Source organism: Rahnella inusitata (genome assembly GCF_965118895.1).
Taxonomy (GTDB): Bacteria; Pseudomonadota; Gammaproteobacteria; order Enterobacterales; family Enterobacteriaceae; genus Rahnella; species Rahnella inusitata_A.
This window is the reverse complement of record NZ_CBCPJJ010000018.1, coordinates 94,007-111,050: the sequence shown is the minus strand read 5'-3', so window position 1 is coordinate 111,050 and position 17,044 is coordinate 94,007. Positions and strand designations below refer to the sequence as shown.

The 17,044-nt window shown below is 52.7% G+C and carries 14 protein-coding genes; 3 read left to right on the top strand and 11 right to left on the bottom strand.

Annotated features, from left to right (window positions below):
• Positions 1-266: 266 nt before the first annotated feature.
• Positions 267-1,262: a ubiquinone anaerobic biosynthesis protein UbiU gene (gene ubiU / locus ACMHLI_RS15840; RefSeq protein ID WP_413530320.1), complete on the top strand. Its 996-nt coding sequence runs from the start codon at positions 267-269 to the stop codon at positions 1,260-1,262.
• A 14-nt stretch (positions 1,263-1,276) separates the two neighbouring features.
• On the top strand, positions 1,277-2,155 hold the full coding sequence (locus ACMHLI_RS15835) for a U32 family peptidase (RefSeq protein WP_413530319.1): 879 nt from the start codon (positions 1,277-1,279) through the stop codon (positions 2,153-2,155).
• 57 nt (positions 2,156-2,212) lie between these two features.
• On the opposite strand, the gene ACMHLI_RS15830 is transcribed toward ACMHLI_RS15835, so the two are convergent.
• From ACMHLI_RS15830 to ACMHLI_RS15820, 3 genes are read right to left on the bottom strand one after another with little or no spacing between them, the layout of a single operon-like run.
• The gene (locus ACMHLI_RS15830) at positions 2,213-3,376 is read right to left on the bottom strand and encodes an ABC transporter permease (protein WP_413530280.1); all 1,164 of its coding nucleotides are present in this window, start codon (positions 3,374-3,376) and stop codon (positions 2,213-2,215) included.
• Positions 3,373-4,545: an ABC transporter permease gene (locus ACMHLI_RS15825; protein WP_413530318.1), complete on the bottom strand. Its 1,173-nt coding sequence runs from the start codon at positions 4,543-4,545 to the stop codon at positions 3,373-3,375. The genes ACMHLI_RS15830 and ACMHLI_RS15825 overlap by 4 nt, the downstream gene beginning before the upstream one ends.
• Positions 4,542-5,516: an HlyD family secretion protein gene (locus tag ACMHLI_RS15820; RefSeq protein WP_413530279.1), complete on the bottom strand. Its 975-nt coding sequence runs from the start codon at positions 5,514-5,516 to the stop codon at positions 4,542-4,544. Before ACMHLI_RS15820 ends, ACMHLI_RS15825 begins: the two co-directional genes overlap by 4 nt.
• Positions 5,517-5,856: 340 nt before the next feature.
• Between ACMHLI_RS15820 and ACMHLI_RS15815 the strand changes: the two genes are divergently transcribed.
• On the top strand, positions 5,857-6,882 hold the full coding sequence (locus tag ACMHLI_RS15815; RefSeq protein WP_413530278.1) for a luciferase-like monooxygenase: 1,026 nt from the start codon (positions 5,857-5,859) through the stop codon (positions 6,880-6,882).
• An 89-nt stretch (positions 6,883-6,971) separates the two neighbouring features.
• Here ACMHLI_RS15815 and ACMHLI_RS15810 read toward each other — a convergent pair whose 3' ends face one another.
• The 8 genes from ACMHLI_RS15810 to infB all read right to left on the bottom strand — a co-directional run bounded on the left by ACMHLI_RS15810 (position 6,972) and on the right by infB (position 17,026).
• On the bottom strand, positions 6,972-8,906 hold the full coding sequence (locus ACMHLI_RS15810; RefSeq protein ID WP_112164594.1) for a DEAD/DEAH family ATP-dependent RNA helicase: 1,935 nt from the start codon (positions 8,904-8,906) through the stop codon (positions 6,972-6,974).
• Positions 8,896-8,970, bottom strand: a complete 75-nt coding sequence (gene yrbN, locus ACMHLI_RS15805) for a protein YrbN (protein WP_223499600.1) — start codon at positions 8,968-8,970, stop codon at positions 8,896-8,898. The genes ACMHLI_RS15810 and yrbN overlap by 11 nt, the downstream gene beginning before the upstream one ends.
• Positions 8,971-9,091: 121 nt before the next feature.
• Entirely contained in the window at positions 9,092-9,976 is an 885-nt protein-coding gene (nlpI, locus tag ACMHLI_RS15800; protein ID WP_112164593.1) for a lipoprotein NlpI, read from the bottom strand.
• Between the two features lie 129 nt (positions 9,977-10,105).
• Entirely contained in the window at positions 10,106-12,229 is a 2,124-nt protein-coding gene (gene pnp / locus ACMHLI_RS15795) for a polyribonucleotide nucleotidyltransferase (protein ID WP_413530277.1), read from the bottom strand.
• A 273-nt stretch (positions 12,230-12,502) separates the two neighbouring features.
• Entirely contained in the window at positions 12,503-12,772 is a 270-nt protein-coding gene (gene rpsO / locus ACMHLI_RS15790) for a 30S ribosomal protein S15 (protein ID WP_112164591.1), read from the bottom strand.
• A 123-nt stretch (positions 12,773-12,895) separates the two neighbouring features.
• Complete coding sequence (gene truB, locus ACMHLI_RS15785; protein ID WP_413530276.1) at positions 12,896-13,840, bottom strand: tRNA pseudouridine(55) synthase TruB; 945 nt, start codon at positions 13,838-13,840, stop codon at positions 12,896-12,898.
• Positions 13,840-14,253, bottom strand: coding sequence for a 30S ribosome-binding factor RbfA (gene rbfA, locus ACMHLI_RS15780; protein ID WP_014333704.1), 414 nt, complete (start codon positions 14,251-14,253; stop codon positions 13,840-13,842). The genes truB and rbfA overlap by 1 nt, the downstream gene beginning before the upstream one ends.
• 79 nt (positions 14,254-14,332) lie before the next feature.
• Entirely contained in the window at positions 14,333-17,026 is a 2,694-nt protein-coding gene (gene infB, locus ACMHLI_RS15775) for a translation initiation factor IF-2 (RefSeq protein ID WP_112164589.1), read from the bottom strand.
• Positions 17,027-17,044: the final 18 nt, after the last annotated feature.

The following is a 17,044-nucleotide window of genomic DNA, read 5'->3' as shown; positions in this document are numbered from 1 at the left end:
GGCACTATTTTGCCACATCACCAGACTCATTCAGCGGCCTGCGTCAATAAATACTGCAACAGAAAAACGTCACGTACAACCTCCCCGGCCCTAACTCCCCCTCTCAACACCCCATAAACTGCCTCAAATCAAAATATTGCATCTATAGCTTCTCTAAAATGGTTCGCCAATCAAAGCCTTCGCTGATGAATGAATTACGTCGGCACATGGCTTTTCATCACTATCAACCCTTCAGCTACGCTGTCCGGTTGCAGCAAGGAATGATCATGGAGCTACTTTGCCCGGCAGGGAATTTACCTGCGCTGAAAGCGGCAGTCGATAATGGCGCCGATGCGGTTTATATCGGTCTGAAAGATGATACAAATGCGCGTCATTTTGCCGGCCTGAATTTCACCGAGAAAAAGCTCCAGGAGGCGGCCAACTATGTTCACCGTCACCGTCGTAAACTGCATATTGCCATCAACACATTTGCACATCCGGACGGTTATCAGCGCTGGGAACGCGCCGTGGACATGGCCGCGCAGCTCGGTGCCGATGCGCTGATCCTCGCTGATATCGCGATGCTTGATTACGCCGCCAATAAATATCCTCAGGTTGAACGCCACGTCTCGGTGCAGGCATCTGCCACCAACGATGAAGCCATTCGTTTCTATAAACGTAATTTTGACGTCGCCCGCGTGGTGCTGCCGCGCGTGCTTTCGATGCATCAGGTGCGCCAGCTGTCACGCACGACGGTGGTGCCGCTGGAAGTGTTCGCGTTCGGCAGTCTGTGCATCATGGCCGAAGGCCGCTGCTATCTGTCCTCCTATCTGACCGGGGAATCCCCAAACACCGTTGGCGCGTGTTCGCCGGCGCGCTTTGTCCGCTGGCAGCAAACGGCACAGGGCATGGAATCCCGCCTGAACGATGTGCTGATCGACCGTTATGACGAAGGCGAAAATGCCGGTTATCCGACGCTGTGCAAAGGCCGTTATCTGGTGGATGGCGCGAAGTATCACGCGCTGGAAGAGCCGACCAGCCTGAATACGCTGGAGCTTTTGCCGGAATTATTCGCCGCCAATATAGCGTCGGTGAAAATTGAAGGACGCCAGCGCAGCCCGGCGTATGTCAGCCAGGTGGCAAAGGTCTGGCGGGCGGCGATCGACCGCTGCATGGCCGATCCGCAGAATTTCAAAACCGATGCCACGTGGATGAGCACGCTGGGTGCAATGTCTGAAGGTACGCAAACCACGCTCGGTGCGTATCATCGCAAATGGCAGTAAGTGAAGAGACGATGATGAAATATTCTTTAGGGGCGATCCTGTATTACTGGCCGAAAGCGCAGGTTGAGGCATTTTATCAGGCCGCTGCAGAAAGCAGCGCCGACGTCATTTATCTCGGAGAAAATGTCTGTACCAAACGCCGTGAGATGAAAGTGAACGACTGGATGGAGATTGCACGCCAGCTGGCAGCAACCGGCAAACAGGTGGTGATCTCCACGCTGGCTTTATTGCAGGCGCCCTCCGAACTCAACGAACTCAAGCGCTACGTCGAAAACGGCGAATTCTTGCTGGAGGCCAATGATTTCGGCGCAGTGAATATGGCGGCGGAGCGTAACCTGCCGTTTGTGGTCGGCCATGCGCTGAATTGCTACAACGCGGTCACACTCAAAATTTTGCAAAAACAGGGGATGATGCGCTGGTGTATGCCGGTAGAGCTTTCCCGCGACTGGCTGGTCAATCTGCTTAACCAGTGCCAGGATCTGGGCATCCGCGATAAGTTTGAAGTGGAAGTACTCTCCTACGGACATCTGCCACTGGCATACTCGGCCCGCTGTTTCACCGCACGTTCGGAAAACAAAGCTAAAGACGAATGTGAAACCTGTTGCATCGATTATCCGCAGGGGCGCAAAGTCCTGTCGCAGGAAAATCAGCAAGTGTTCGTGCTCAACGGCATCCAGACGCAGAGCGGCTATTGCTACAATCTGGGTAATGAACTGATGTCGATGCAGGGGCTGGTGGATATCGTGCGGCTTTCGCCGGAAAGCATGGACTCGCTCGCCACGCTGGAAGCCTTCCGCAATAACGAGCGCGGATTAGCGCCACTTCATCTGACCGATAAAGCCGACTGTAACGGCTACTGGCAGCGCGTCGCCGGGCTGGAACTGCGCCAGTAATCGTCTGACGCACTAACGCAAAAGGGATATGACGTTGCGGTCATATCCCTTTTTTGATCATACGCTTTTATGTTTGCGTCGGAACATCGCCCGCAGCCGGACGCCATCGCGCAGCATGCCCACCGCGATTCCGATAAAGGTGTAAAAAACGCAGAGAAGCAGCAACATCAGAATATCGCCGCCGACGTCTCTGAACGGCAATCCCATCTGATTCACCCCGGCAATCGCTTTAGTTGCCCACGTTGACGGTAGCATGGACGAAATCCCCCTCACCCACGCGGGCATTGCCTGAAGCGGCCAGATAGTGCCGGAAATGTAGAACACCGGCGTGGTCAGAAAAGCTAACGTCAGGTAGATAAGTTCAACGCTGCGCAGGCATTCCGTCACCAGTTTACCCAGCCCTAACACTGCCAGCAGGAACGGAAACGTCAGCAAGAGGATCTCAGGAATACTCGCCGTTTGCCGGTAGCCCAGGATCCATGGCCACAGCACGAAGAGGACAATCGATAAAAATAGCCACACCGGGATCAGCGCCGAAATCCCGCCAAGAAATGCCGGGATCGCCGGTTTTCCTGAGGGGCCGCTGTTAAGCACGATGCTGACGCGCACGCTGGCGATCAATAGGGAATGCTGTAATAACATCACCAGCAGGCCGGGGAAAATGATCGCCGCGAAACTGATGCCGGGGTTAAACAGGTCAAGCGTCTGGCCGACCATTGGCGACAATACGACGCTGGCCTGTCGTTCGCTGAATCCGTTACGCAGCAGGAGATCACTATTGTACTGCGTAAGGATCGACTGGTACGCAGCCAGCACATCCTGCTGGATCTGGCCGTTCGCCAGCCGGTTGGTGGCATCGCCGTACACCGGGATCACAATGTTCTGACCAGCGAGGATCTTCTTTTCAAGATCCACCGGCATGATAATTACCGCAAACAGCTGGCGCAGCGCCAGATCGTGTTCCGCATCCGCCAGATTTTCGTACTGCACGGTTTTGACTTTCGACGTGGCGTCCAGCTGTCGGGTCAGCATCCGGCTGGCGGAGCTGTGGTCTTGATCAACCACCGCCACCGGCAAATCCCACACCGTACGGTTGGCGTAGACCAGGCTCATCACGCACAGCGAAATCAGCAACATCATCCACATCGGTTTATCAAGCAGGCCGGTCAGCACTTTGCTAAACGTACCCCACCAGGTTTTGAACCATTCACGACGGGTCATTTTCCTGGCTCCTGTTGTTTCATTCGCATGTATAACCGTTTACGTACCAGGAAGCCGGTGACCAGCGGGTAAATCAGCAGGATGCAGCAGACCATTAAAATACCGCGCACCGAGACTTCACGCAGGAAAACGTCAAACATTGCCGCCAGCGCGTAACTCAGCGGTTCGATAGCGGAGATTATCCTTGCGGGCAGCGGCATCGAGAGCACCGGCACCGCCATGCCGGAGAAGGTCAGCGCGATACTGACGAAAATCCCCATCATGGTGTAGGCAGTAATGGTGGTTTTGGTGAAGGTGAACAGCAGTAACCCGAGGCTCTGGGCGGCAACCACATAGAAGAAGCCGACAAGCAACATATAGAGCGGATTGCCGCTAACCCGCGCATCGAAGAACCCCACCAGCATGGCGATTTCCACCATCAGCAAGGTTGTGAAACACAGCGTGTAAGGGGCAAGTTTTCCGAGCAGCGCCAGGGTAAACGACGGTGCGCTGAGCAACGCCTGACTGCGTGCCATCACGTAGATCATGCAGGTCACTGTGAAAAGTTGCAGCAGGTGAATGGTCGCGGCGAACTGCTGGTAGTAAATATAGCTGCCGCTGGCGTTGAACAGGCTACCGTAGGAGAGATCGACGCTGGCCAGCGATGGCAGCGTTTTGCCGATTTCCGTAGCGATAATCGAACGGTAACTGGTGTTAAGTTCGGTGATAAGCCCGCTGAAATCCTGCGTGGAGTACAAACCGGCACCATAGAACAAAGCGTTATAGTACAGCACGACGCTCGGCTGTTTTCCGGCCAGTACGTCGGCTTCGAAATCGGTGGGAATATACAGCAGCGCATAATCTTGTGCAGTGCGTAACCGGTATTCGGCCTCCTGCAATCCACCGTTAAACGCCTGAACGTGAGCGTGGGACCCGGCATCCAGTTTACGGATTAGCGTTTTTGACAGGCTGCTGTGATCGTTATCGACTACCGATACCGGTAAATCCAGCAAGGTGCCTTCCGAGAAATTGCTGCTGATAAGCCCGAACAGCAGCAAGGGGAAAATCCAGCACAGCCAGTGGATCACCGGCTTGCGGAAAGCAAAACTGACCTCCCGGTTAAAAGCACGGCTAAAGCAGCGCCACCCGGCCTTTATCCTTTCACTGCGCGGCGCTTTGACCCGCTTCACTTCGCCTTCCACTGCCACAGCGCGCTCATGCCCTGACGCAGGCCGGGCACCGGTTTCGCCGGGTAGAGACGTACTTCAAAGGTCTTGAGATCGAAGTCGCCTGTAGCACGGGTGGCGCGCTTGGTGGCGTAATCACCAAGCGGCGCGATGTAGCGCACTTCGGCTTCAATCATCTGGTTATTTAGTGCAGGCACGCGCATCTGCACTTTGTCACCTTTGCGCACGCCGGCCAAAATATCTTCACGCAGGTTAAAGACGAAATAGGCGTCCGGCAAACGCACTAACGTCAACAACGGACTGTTGGCACTTTCCAGCTCGCCAACTTCCACCGGGATCGGCCCCACCTCACCCGCGACCGGCGCTTTGACCTGTAAGTCGTCGGTTTGCGCTTTCAGCTCAAGTAAATCCTCTTCTGCCTGACGCAATTGTGCGGCATAGCTTTCGCGTTGTTCAACGCGGTCGCCATTGGTGCCTTCATCAAGATTGGCTTTGGCGACCAAAACCTGCTGATACGCGCTGTCGCGGGCACGGCGGGAATCTTCTAAATCAGACGCAGAAATAAATCCTTTCGCCGCGACTTTGGCGTTGCGATTATAGAGATCGCGGGCATTGATGTATTCGGCCTGAGACTGCGCCAGCGTGGCTTTCAGATTGCGAATACTTTCTTCACGAGTGCCGTTTACGGAGAGATCGAGCTGAGCCTTTGCCTGATCGCGTGCCGCTTCAAGCGCACGCAACTGCGCCATCATTTCCGGGCTGTCGAGGGTTATCAGTAACTGACCGGCTTTGACGTCATCACCCCGCTCGACATGACGTTCGATCACGCGGCCTTTGGCTTTCGAGGCGACAATAACCTCAGGCGCATCCACTTCGCCCTGCAACAATAAATCCTGATTATGCGCGCGGAATAAGACCGCTAATGACACCGCCACGGCGACCAGCAGAAGGGTCAATAAAATACGTTTACTCATGTGTTGCCTGATCCTTTTTTTCGCCAGTTTTGTTCAACGGCATGGGGTTTCCATTCCTTTATAGTCCGTTTTTGCCGCGCTCCGTTCTCGGAGTAACAGTTTCATCATAGGTGACGTTCAATCATAGCGGCGCAGACAGAGACGTTTTAACACAAAACAACATATTGGCCGAAACGATAAATTAAACATGATTCATAGCTGTCACATATAAATTAGAGGGTCAGGAAAGGCACAAATGCAGTATTCAATCCGTAATGAATGGGTAATACTCGTTCTAATTATGAGCATTTTTAGCGGGCGAGCCGCTTTCGTTTCGCCCCTCAACGAGTGAGCCGTGACTATGTCTGATAAACACATCGTTCCCCTTTCCGTTCTCGATCTGGCACCTGTTCCACAAGGTACTGATCCCGCGCAGGCTTTTAAATCTTCCCTGGAACTGGCACAACACGCCGAGAAATGGGGCTATCAACGATACTGGATGGCTGAACACCACAATATGACCGGCATCGCCAGCGCCGCGACGTCGGTGCTGCTGGGCTACATAGCCGGTGGCACGAAAACCATTCGCGTGGGTTCCGGCGGTGTCATGCTGCCCAACCATTCCCCGCTGGTGATCGCCGAACAGTTCGGCACGCTGGCCACGCTGTATCCGAACCGTGTCGACCTGGGTCTTGGCCGCGCGCCGGGTACCGATCAGCGCACCATGATTGCTCTGCGCCGCCATCTTTCCGGCGAGGTCGATAACTTCCCGAAAGATGTGCAGGAATTGCAGCTGTATTTCGGTGAAGTTCAGCCGAACCAGGCAGTTCAGGCCGTACCGGGTCAGGGATTGCATGTGCCGATTTGGCTATTGGGTTCAAGTCTGTACAGCGCTCAGCTGGCTGCGGCTCTCGGGTTACCCTTTGCCTTCGCATCGCATTTCGCACCGGATATGCTGTATCAGGCATTAGCTATTTACCGCAGCAAGTTCCAGCCTTCCGGGCAGCTTGAAAAACCCTATGCAATGGTGTGTCTCAACGCGATTGGCGCAGATACTGATGAAGAAGCGCGCCGGATGTTTACCTCCAATCAGCAGCAGTTCATTAATCTGCGCCGTGGTATGCCGGGCAAACTGCCTGCGCCGGTGGATAACATCGAAAGCCTGTGGTCTGCATCAGAACGCTTTGGTGTGGATAACGCACTGCGTATGTCGGTGGTCGGTAATAAAGACACTCTGCGTCAGGGTTTGCAGTCGATTTTGCGTGAAACTGAAGCCGATGAGCTGATGATCAACGGACAGATTTTTGATCAGCAGGCGCGTTTGCGCTCGTTTGAAATTGTCTCGGAGTTGCAGGGCGATTTAGTAAAAGAGCACCGTATCAGCTAAGCACTTCGACAAATCACAGACGAAAAAAAACCAGCCGGTAAAGGCTGGTTTTTTATTATCTAAGCTTCAGTAAACCGAAGCGCGATAAATTATGCGTCAGTAGTACGACGTGGTGCGCGGCTTGGCGGACGACGTTCGCCAGCTGCTGAAGAACCTTCACGACGGTCGCCGCTGAAAGAACGTGGAGCGCCGTTACCACGACGTTCACCACCAGCACCGGCAGGACGATCACCGTTGAAAGGACGCGGAGCACCGTTACCACGACGCTCACCACCAGCACCGGCCGGACGTTCGCGACGTGCAGGCTGTGGCTGAGCATCACCCAGCAACTGCATGTTCATCGGTTTGTTCAGGATGCGGGTACGGGTGAAATGAGACAGAATCTCGCCAGGCATACCTTTTGGCAGTTCGATAGTGGAATGCGTACCGAACAGCTTGATGTTACCGATGTAACGGCTGCTGATGTCGCCTTCGTTAGCAATCGCACCAACGATGTGACGAACTTCAACACCATCATCACGACCCACTTCGATACGGTACAGTTCCATATCGCCAGCTTCACGACGTTCACGACGTGGGCTGTCGCCATCACGCGCAGGACGGTCATTGCTGCGAGCCGGACGATCACGACGATCGCCACGGTCACCGCGGTCGCCACGTTCTTCAAATTCACGACGCGGTGGACGGCTTTTGAAGATTGGGTCAGCGGCAACGATCAGAGGACGTTCGCCCTGTGCCATTTTCAGCAGTGCAGCAGCCAGCGTTTCGATGTCCAGCTCTTCTGCAGGTTGCAGTTTAGCCAACAGCGCGCGGTACTGATCCAGATCGCTGCTTTCCAGTTGTTGCTGAACTTTTGCTGCGAACTTAGCAAGACGACGCTCGCCCAGCACATCAGCAGTAGGAATTTCAACTTCTGGAATAGTCAGCTTCATGGTGCGTTCAATGTTGCGCAACAGGCGGCGTTCACGGTTCTCAACGAACAGCAATGCGCGACCTGCACGACCCGCACGACCGGTACGGCCGATACGGTGAACGTAAGACTCGGAGTCCATCGGGATGTCGTAGTTAACAACCAGGCTGATACGTTCTACGTCGAGACCACGTGCTGCCACGTCGGTTGCGATCAGAATGTCCAGACGGCCATCTTTCAGACGTTCCAGAGTCTGCTCACGCAGGGCCTGGTTCATGTCGCCGTTCAGTGCAGCGCTGCTGTAGCCGCTACGTTCCAGGGCTTCAGCCACTTCCAGCGTCGCGCTTTTAGTACGCACGAAGATGATAGCTGCATCAAAGTCTTCAGCTTCCAGGAAACGCACCAGAGCTTCATTCTTACGCAGGCCGTGTACAGTCCAGTAGCTCTGGCTGATGTCCGGACGGGTAGTAATGCTTGACTGAATGCGCACTTCCTGTGGATCTTTCATAAAGCGACGTGTAATACGACGGATCGCTTCTGGCATAGTGGCAGAGAACAACGCGGTCTGATGTTGAGCCGGGATCTGCGCCATGATAGTTTCGACGTCTTCGATGAAGCCCATACGCAGCATTTCATCGGCTTCGTCCAGTACCAGACCGCTCAGGTTAGAGAGGTTCAGGGTGCCACGTTTCAGGTGGTCCAGCAGGCGGCCCGGGGTACCCACAACGACTTGTGGACCTTGACGCAGTGCGCGCAGCTGAACGTCATAGCGCTGGCCGCCATAAAGGGCAACCACATTCACGCCATGCATATGTTTAGAGAAGTCAGTCATTGCTTCAGCAACCTGAACCGCCAGTTCGCGGGTTGGTGCCAGAACAAGAATTTGTGGTGCTTTCAGTGAAGCATCAATGTTGTGCAGCAAAGGTAAAGAGAATGCGGCAGTTTTACCGGAACCGGTCTGCGCCATACCCAGAACATCGCGGCCGCTCAGCAGGTGAGGAATACACTCAGCCTGGATTGGTGAAGGTTTTTCGTAGCCCAAATCGGTAAGGGCAGAAATGATCGGAGCAGACAGCCCCAGGTCAGCAAAAGAGATTTCAAGCTCAGTAGTCATGTACACGTGCCTCATTAATAATGGCAGCCAGTCTACATAACTCGTCGAGAAAATTTTCAGTCATTTTCATTGAAAAGTGTGAACCGGCTCAAATTAGATTATAAAACGAACAAAGCAACCCTCGCCCGTTAAGGCGCTTAAAAATGGTAAAAACCATGATTAATCAGGCTGATTGGTGTCGTCAGCTATTGCTGGTCCGATTCTGATAGGTCGTCTTGCTCTTGGCCCAAAAGCGCCAATTCCAACAATGCATAGCGGTGCTCAACAAAGTTGTGAACGTTGTTAGCTACCGTCAGTTTGAACAGTGCCGCGGCGCTGTTCTTGTCCCCCAGACTTAGGTAATGCTTACCTAAATAGAAGTCAGTTTCACTGAGATGCTCAGCGAGCGAAGTGTTATCCGTTGCTTCTGCCTTGAGGCGTTCCATCAGCGTAGTTTCGCTGATTTTGCCCAGGTAGAATTCGACGATATTCCATCCCCATTGCCCTCTGTCCGCTTTGTCATAACGCTGTTGAAGCGCTACGTCGGCATCCTTCGGATTGATTTCTCGCTCCGCAAGATAAAGCCATAACGAACGGAAGGGATCATTTGGATCGTCTCGATAAAACGCCTGCAGATCATCCTGCGCTAACGAGAATCGGCCACCGTAATACAGTGCGATACCTCGGTTCAAACGCGCGTAGTTGTAAGTTGGATCAAGCTCTAGTACAGAATCAAACGCTTCATAGGCAGCATCGAAATTGCCTGCCTGCGTTAGGTAAATCCCCAGGTAGTTAAAAACTTCTGGCATATCAGGACGAATAGACAGCGCTTGTGAAAAATCATTTCGCGCCAGTGCTCTTAGCCCGAGACTATCATACAGCACACCGCGCTCATATAATAGCTGTGCTCTCTCATCATCGGTTAATGACCGGCTGGCAAGAATTTGTTCCATGCGTGCCAGGATGACTTCCTGCTGCAACGTAGGCTGCAACGGAATCGCCAGAACTTCATTTTTACGCCAATCATGGTTGCTGCATCCTGCCAACATAAGTGCTGTCGCAACATAACACCAGCGCAAGAAAGGCTTCATTTCTACTCCCGAAGACAAACATTGGATAGACATCCTGTCATCCGCTTGCTTAACACAAACGCGTCCTACGTTCGTGATACGAACAGCTCCCCTCCAGATGGAAAGGAGCTGTAAAACTTCTGTTACAGATTATTCTGCGGCAGGTTGCTCAGTTGTATCGTCCTGAGTCGGTGCAGTTGCTTCTTTGATGCTCAAACGCACACGGCCCTGACGGTCAACTTCCAGTACCTTAACCGGTACTTCCTGACCCATCTGCAGGTAATCAGTCACTTTCTCAACGCGCTTATCAGCGATCTGAGAAATATGGACCAGGCCTTCTTTACCGCCGCCGATGGCAACAAACGCACCAAAGTCTACGATACGGGTCACTTTACCCTGGTAGATACGGCCAACTTCGATTTCTGCAGTGATCTCTTCGATACGACGGATAGCATATTTCGCTTTCTCGCCGTCGGTTGCTGCGATTTTCACAGTACCGTCATCTTCGATTTCGATAGTCGTGCCAGTTTCTTCAGTCAGAGCACGGATCACAGAACCACCTTTACCGATCACGTCCTTGATTTTGTCCGGGCTGATCTTAATGGTGTGGATACGTGGAGCGAACTGAGAGATGTCGCCACGCGGGGTGCTGATAGCCTGTTCCATAACGCCCAGAATGTGCAGACGCGCACCCTTAGCCTGGTTCAGAGCCACCTGCATGATTTCGCGGGTGATACCTTCGATTTTGATGTCCATCTGCAGCGCGGTGATACCGTCGCGGCTACCGGCCACTTTAAAGTCCATGTCGCCCAGGTGATCTTCGTCACCCAGAATGTCGGACAGAACAACAAAGCTTTCGCCTTCTTTAACCAGACCCATTGCGATACCCGCAACGGCGGCTTTGATCGGCACGCCTGCATCCATCAGGGCCAGAGACGCGCCACAAACGGAAGCCATAGAAGATGAACCGTTAGATTCAGTGATTTCAGAAACCACACGTACGGTATACGGGAAGTCTTCTGGTTTTGGCATCATCGCCAACACGCCGCGCTTAGCCAAACGACCGTGACCAATCTCACGACGTTTAGGTGATCCCACCATGCCAGTCTCACCAACGGAGTATGGAGGGAAGTTGTAGTGGAACAGGAAGCTGTCCGACTTCTCACCCATCAACTCGTCCAGGTTTTGCGCGTCACGTGCAGTACCCAGCGTCGCTGTGACCAGCGCCTGAGTTTCACCACGGGTGAACAGTGCAGAACCGTGGGTACGTGGCAGAACGCCAGTACGAACGTCCAGACCGCGGATCATGTCTTTTTCACGACCATCGATACGTGGCTCGCCACGCAGAACACGGCTACGCACCACGTTCTTCTCAATGCTGCCCAGCAGGTCAGAGATTTCGCCAGCGTCCAGCGCTTCATCTTCAGCTTGCAGTGTTTGCACAACTTCAGATTTGATCACGTTGATCTGAGCGTAACGGTCTTGTTTGTCAGTGATCAGATAAGCATCACCTAAACGAGATTCTGCCAGCGCAGCGACGCGAGCGTGCAGCTCAGCGTTAACCACTTCTGGCTGCCAATCCCATTTCGCTTTACCGACTTCAGCAACCAGAGAGTTGATGTTATCAATAACGATTTGTTGTTGTTCGTGGCCGAACACCACAGCACCCAGCATCTGGTCTTCGCTCAGAACATCCGCTTCAGACTCAACCATCAGGACCGCGCCTTTAGTACCGGCAACCACCAGATCCAGACTGCTGGTTTTCAGCTCATCTGCGGTTGGGTTCAGAACGTACTGGTTGTTGATGTAACCTACGCGCGCAGAACCGATTGGGCCGCTGAATGGAATACCAGACAGGCTCAGGGCAGCAGACGCACCGATCATCGCAACGATGTCAGGGTTAACTTGTGGGTTCAGGGAAACCACGGTTGCGATAACCTGAACTTCATTCAGGAAGCCTTCCGGGAACAGTGGACGAATTGGACGGTCGATCAGACGGGAAGTCAGTGTTTCGCCTTCGCTTGGACGGCCTTCACGACGGAAGAAGCTGCCCGGGATACGACCAGCAGCGTAAGTACGCTCCTGGTAGTTAACGGTCAGGGGGAAGAAGCTCTGACCTGGTTTAGCTTTTTTCTGGCCAACAACGGTAACGAATACCGCTGTGTCGTCCATGCTAACCATCACGGCTGCAGTCGCCTGACGCGCCATCATGCCGGTTTCCAGCGTAACGGTGTGCTGGCCGTATTGGAATTTACGAATAGTCGGATTAAGCAATGTAATGTCCTTAATTGGGGCGCGCAGCTGTTATGACAGCAGTTCACACCGATAGATATCCGAGCTTCTCACTACATTCTCGCGACTAATGACAATCCTTATTGGCCTGGCAATGTGGCAATAAAGTCTCTCATTAGCCGCGCGAAAACATCTGTAACGGAAGTTCATGTTCTTAGATTAACAGCAGAAACAACAACCATACAGTAACCTGATTTGGTGTCGCTTCCTAGAATAAAGGGGCCTATTGGCCCCTTTACACTGAAACTCGCTTGATTAGCGACGCAGACCCAGACGTTCGATCAGGCTGGTGTAACGTGCTACATCTTTACCCTTCAGGTAGTCCAGCAGTTTACGACGCTGAGAAACCATGCGCAGCAGACCACGACGGCTGTGGTGATCTTTTTTGTGCTCTGCAAAGTGACCTTGCAGATGGTTAATTTGAGCAGTCAGCAGAGCAACCTGAACTTCGGAAGAACCACTGTCGTTTGTGCCACGACCAAAGTCGGAAACGATTTGAGCTTTAGCTTCAACGCTTAGAGACATAATTATACTCCAAAATATTATAGATAGTTTAAACGGGTGCCGATCTCTAATTCAGCTACCCAATGCATAAGCTGCGCTATTCTACCCTTTGCTATATATGATCGCAAGGTGGGCAAAAAGCGCTTATTCGGTATATTCGACGACCAAACGACGCGGCGCAATGCGTCCATCATCATCTATTTCGCCAATGCCGATAAACTTACGTTCTTCACCTTCGGTGATGCGAACCATCCCGCTTGTCGGTGCGCCAGATGCCTGAACAGGTTGACCCTGTTTCAAATATCCAGCCACTACTGGCAGTAAGTTCACTTCAGGGAAGTCTTCACAGGCGCTGTCCATAGGCAGCAACAAAGGATCCAACAGTAAGCGCGGTTCAATGCCCTGCTCTTCTGCCTGAGCCATCAGCTCATGGAGTTTATCCATGGTGACCATACGCTCAAAAGGATACGTTGCTACCTGCAAACGGCGCAGATAAGTGACGTGTGCACCACATCCCAATTTTTCACCCAAATCATCCACAATTGTGCGGATGTAAGTGCCTTTCGAGCAGTGAATTTCCAGCTCAAGCTCGAAGCCTTCCCAGCGAATGAACTTCAGTTCATACACCGTGATACTGCGGGATTCGCGTGGAACTTCGATACCCTGACGTGCATATTCGTATAGCTTTTTCCCTTCGTATTTCAGTGCAGAATACATGGAAGGAATTTGCTGGGTTTCCCCACGAAAGCTGTCGAGAGCATCGTCAAGCTGCTGCTGGGTAAAGGTCATTTCACGTTCGGAAATGATTTCACCTTCCGCATCGGAGGTATCGGTACGTTGCCCCATGCGGGCAATGACGCGATAACGCTTGTCGGAGTCAAGCAAAAAACGGGAAAATTTGGTTGCTTCGCCTAAGCATAACGGCAACATGCCGGTCGCCAGAGGATCAAGCGCACCGGTATGTCCTGCACGGTTGGCGTTATAAAGGCGTTTGACCTTTTGCAGCGCGTCGTTGGAAGACAAGCCGTAAGATTTGTCCAGTAGCAGAACGCCGTGAATATCACGGCCGCGGCGACGTGGGCGGCTCATTATGCTTCCTCGTCGTCGCCTGCAGCTGAACGACGTTCAGCATCGTTCTTCACGACATTGGTCACCAGGTTAGACATACGCATGCCTTCAACCAGTGAGTTGTCGTAAGCAAAAGTCAGTTCAGGAACAACGCGCAGGCGCATCGCTTTGCCGATCAGGGTACGAATGAAACCTGATGCGTCCTGTAAGGCTTTGATACCGTTTTTCACACGATCGGGATCGTGATTATCGGTCGTCAGAACGTCAAGGAAGGTCACGAACACTTTGGCATATGCCAGATCACGTGAAACTTCGACTCCCGACACGGTGGCCATGCCAACACGTGGATCTTTGACTTCGCGCTGTAAAATTATCGCGATTTCTTTTTGCATCTCCTGAGAGACGCGCTGTGTACGGCTAAATTCTTTTGCCATGATTATTCTTTCTCCACTTGCTCCAAACAAATAAGGGGGCGCAAGGCCCCCCATCTGGATATCAGCTACTTCGCAAACGTTAAGCGATAGTACGTTTAATCTCGATGATTTCGAAGACTTCGATCACATCGCCAGTACGCACATCGTTGTAGTTCTTAACGCCGATACCACATTCCATGCCGTTGCGAACTTCAGCAACATCATCTTTGAAGCGGCGCAGGGATTCCAGCTCGCCTTCGTAGATGACCACGTTGTCACGCAGTACACGGATTGGGTTGTTACGCTTGATCATACCTTCAGTAACCATACAACCAGCAATTGCACCAAATTTCGGTGACTTGAACACGTCACGAACTTCAGCCAGGCCGATGATTTGCTGTTTGTACTCTGGCGCCAACATACCGCTCATCGCCTGTTTAACTTCGTCAATCAGGTTATAGATTACGGAATAGTAACGCAGATCCAGGCTTTCGCTTTCTACGACGCGGCGAGCAGAAGCATCGGCACGTACGTTGAAGCCCAGGATGATCGCACGGGAAGCGGCTGCCAGCGTAGCATCAGTCTCGGTAATACCACCGACACCCATACCCACGATTTTGACTTTCACTTCGTCAGTAGACAAGCTCTGCAGTGCATCAGAAATCGCTTCGCAAGAACCCTGTACGTCAGATTTCAGAACGATATTCAGTTCAGACACTTCACCTTCAGTCATGTTCGCAAACATGTTTTCCAGTTTAGATTTCTGCTGACGGGCCAGTTTCACTTCGCGGAATTTACCCTGACGGTAAAGCGCAACTTCACGGGCTTTTTTCTCATCACGTACAACGGTAACTTCATCACCCGCAGCCGGAACGCTGGACAGACCCAACACTTCCACCGGGATAGATGGACCCGCAGACGTAATGTCGCGACCCATTTCATCACGCATTGCACGAACGCGACCGTATTCGAAGCCACACAGAATGATGTCGCCCTTGTTCAGCGTACCTTCCTGAACCAGAACAGTTGCAACCGGGCCACGACCTTTATCCAGGAAGGACTCGATCACAACGCCGCTTGCCATACCGGTACGGACAGCTTTCAGCTCCAGAACTTCGGCCTGCAGCAAGATAGCTTGCAGCAGATCATCGATGCCTGTCCCTGCTTTCGCAGAAACGTGGATGAACTGAGACTCACCGCCCCACTCTTCCGGCATAACGCCGTACTGAGAAAGCTCGGTACGAACGCGATCGGGATCAGCGTCTGGTTTATCAATTTTGTTTACTGCGACCACGATTGGCACGCCAGCAGCTTTCGCATGCTGTACGGCTTCGATGGTTTGTGGCATCACGCCATCATCGGCAGAAACAACCAGAACGACGATGTCAGTTGCCTTAGCACCACGGGCACGCATTGAAGTAAATGCGGCGTGTCCAGGAGTATCAAGGAACGTGATCATGCCGTTTTCAGTTTCAACGTGATAAGCACCGATGTGCTGGGTAATACCACCCGCTTCGCCCGCAGCAACTTTCGTTGAGCGAATGTAGTCAAGCAGAGAGGTTTTACCGTGGTCAACGTGACCCATGATGGTCACAACCGGAGCACGTGGCTCAGCACCAGCGGATGCGCCCGTATCACGGTCGCTCATCAGCGCTTCTTCCAGTTCGTTTTCACGACGCAGGATAACTTTGTGACCCATCTCTTCAGCAACCAGCTGAGCAGTTTCCTGATCAATAACCTGGTTGATGGTGGCCATCGCGCCCAGTTTCATCATAGTTTTGATGACCTGAGAGCCTTTAACTGCCATTTTGTTCGCAAGCTCTGCAACGGTAATGGTTTCACCCACTACAACGTCACGGTTCACTGCAGCAACAGGCTTGTTGAAGCTCTGTTGCAGCGTGCTTGGCTTACGCTTACCTTTACCATTACGGCCAACGGCACGTGCTTCTTCGCGGTCAGCTTTAGATTCAGACAGTTTATTGCCTTTCTTCTGCTTGGTCGCTTTGCCACCGCGGGTACGGCTACGACGTTCGCCTTCAACTTTGGCGTCGTTCTCGTCTTCAGCAGCACGGGCATGGGTAGAAGTGGTGACATGATAGTCAGCAGATTCTGATTCGCTTGGCGCGACAGTTTCAGTCCAGACACCAGAGTCAGCCATTTTGCGGGCTTCTTCTGCAATGCGCTTGGCGTTTTCTTCAACCTTACGCTGGGCTTCTTCTTCCGTTTTGCGTTTCAGCTCTGCGGCTTCAGCTTCACGGCGTGCTTTATCTGCCTGAGCTGGTTTAGTTACTTCGTCGGTATGTTGATTCGTCACTTTATCTTTTTCCGCTGCATCACGCTTAGCTTTATCAGCGGCCTCACGTTTAGCTTGCTCTTCGGCGGCGCGTTTGGCTTTTTCCTGAGCTTCGCGCTGGGCTTGCTCTGCTGCTGCACGCTGTGCCTGTTCTTCCGCGTCACGCTTCGCCTGCTCTTCCGCTTCTGCCTGGGCAAGTTCTGCTTCGGTCATATCACGTTTAACATAAGTGCGTTTCTTGCGGACTTCGATTTGCACCGATTTACTCGTCCCGCCGGTGCTCGGAATATTCAGTGTACTACGCGTTTTGCGTTGTAACGTCAGTTTGTTTGTCGCACCAGCGTTTCCGCCATTGAGATGCGCCAGCAATGTTTCTTTTTCCTGCTGGGTCACAGAGTCAGATTCGGACTTCGAGATCCCTGCATCAGCAAATTGCTGTACCAGGCGATCTACCGGGGTCTGAATCTCTGCCGCCAGCGATTTTACAGTTACATCTGTCATGCTGTTCCTTCCTGCTAC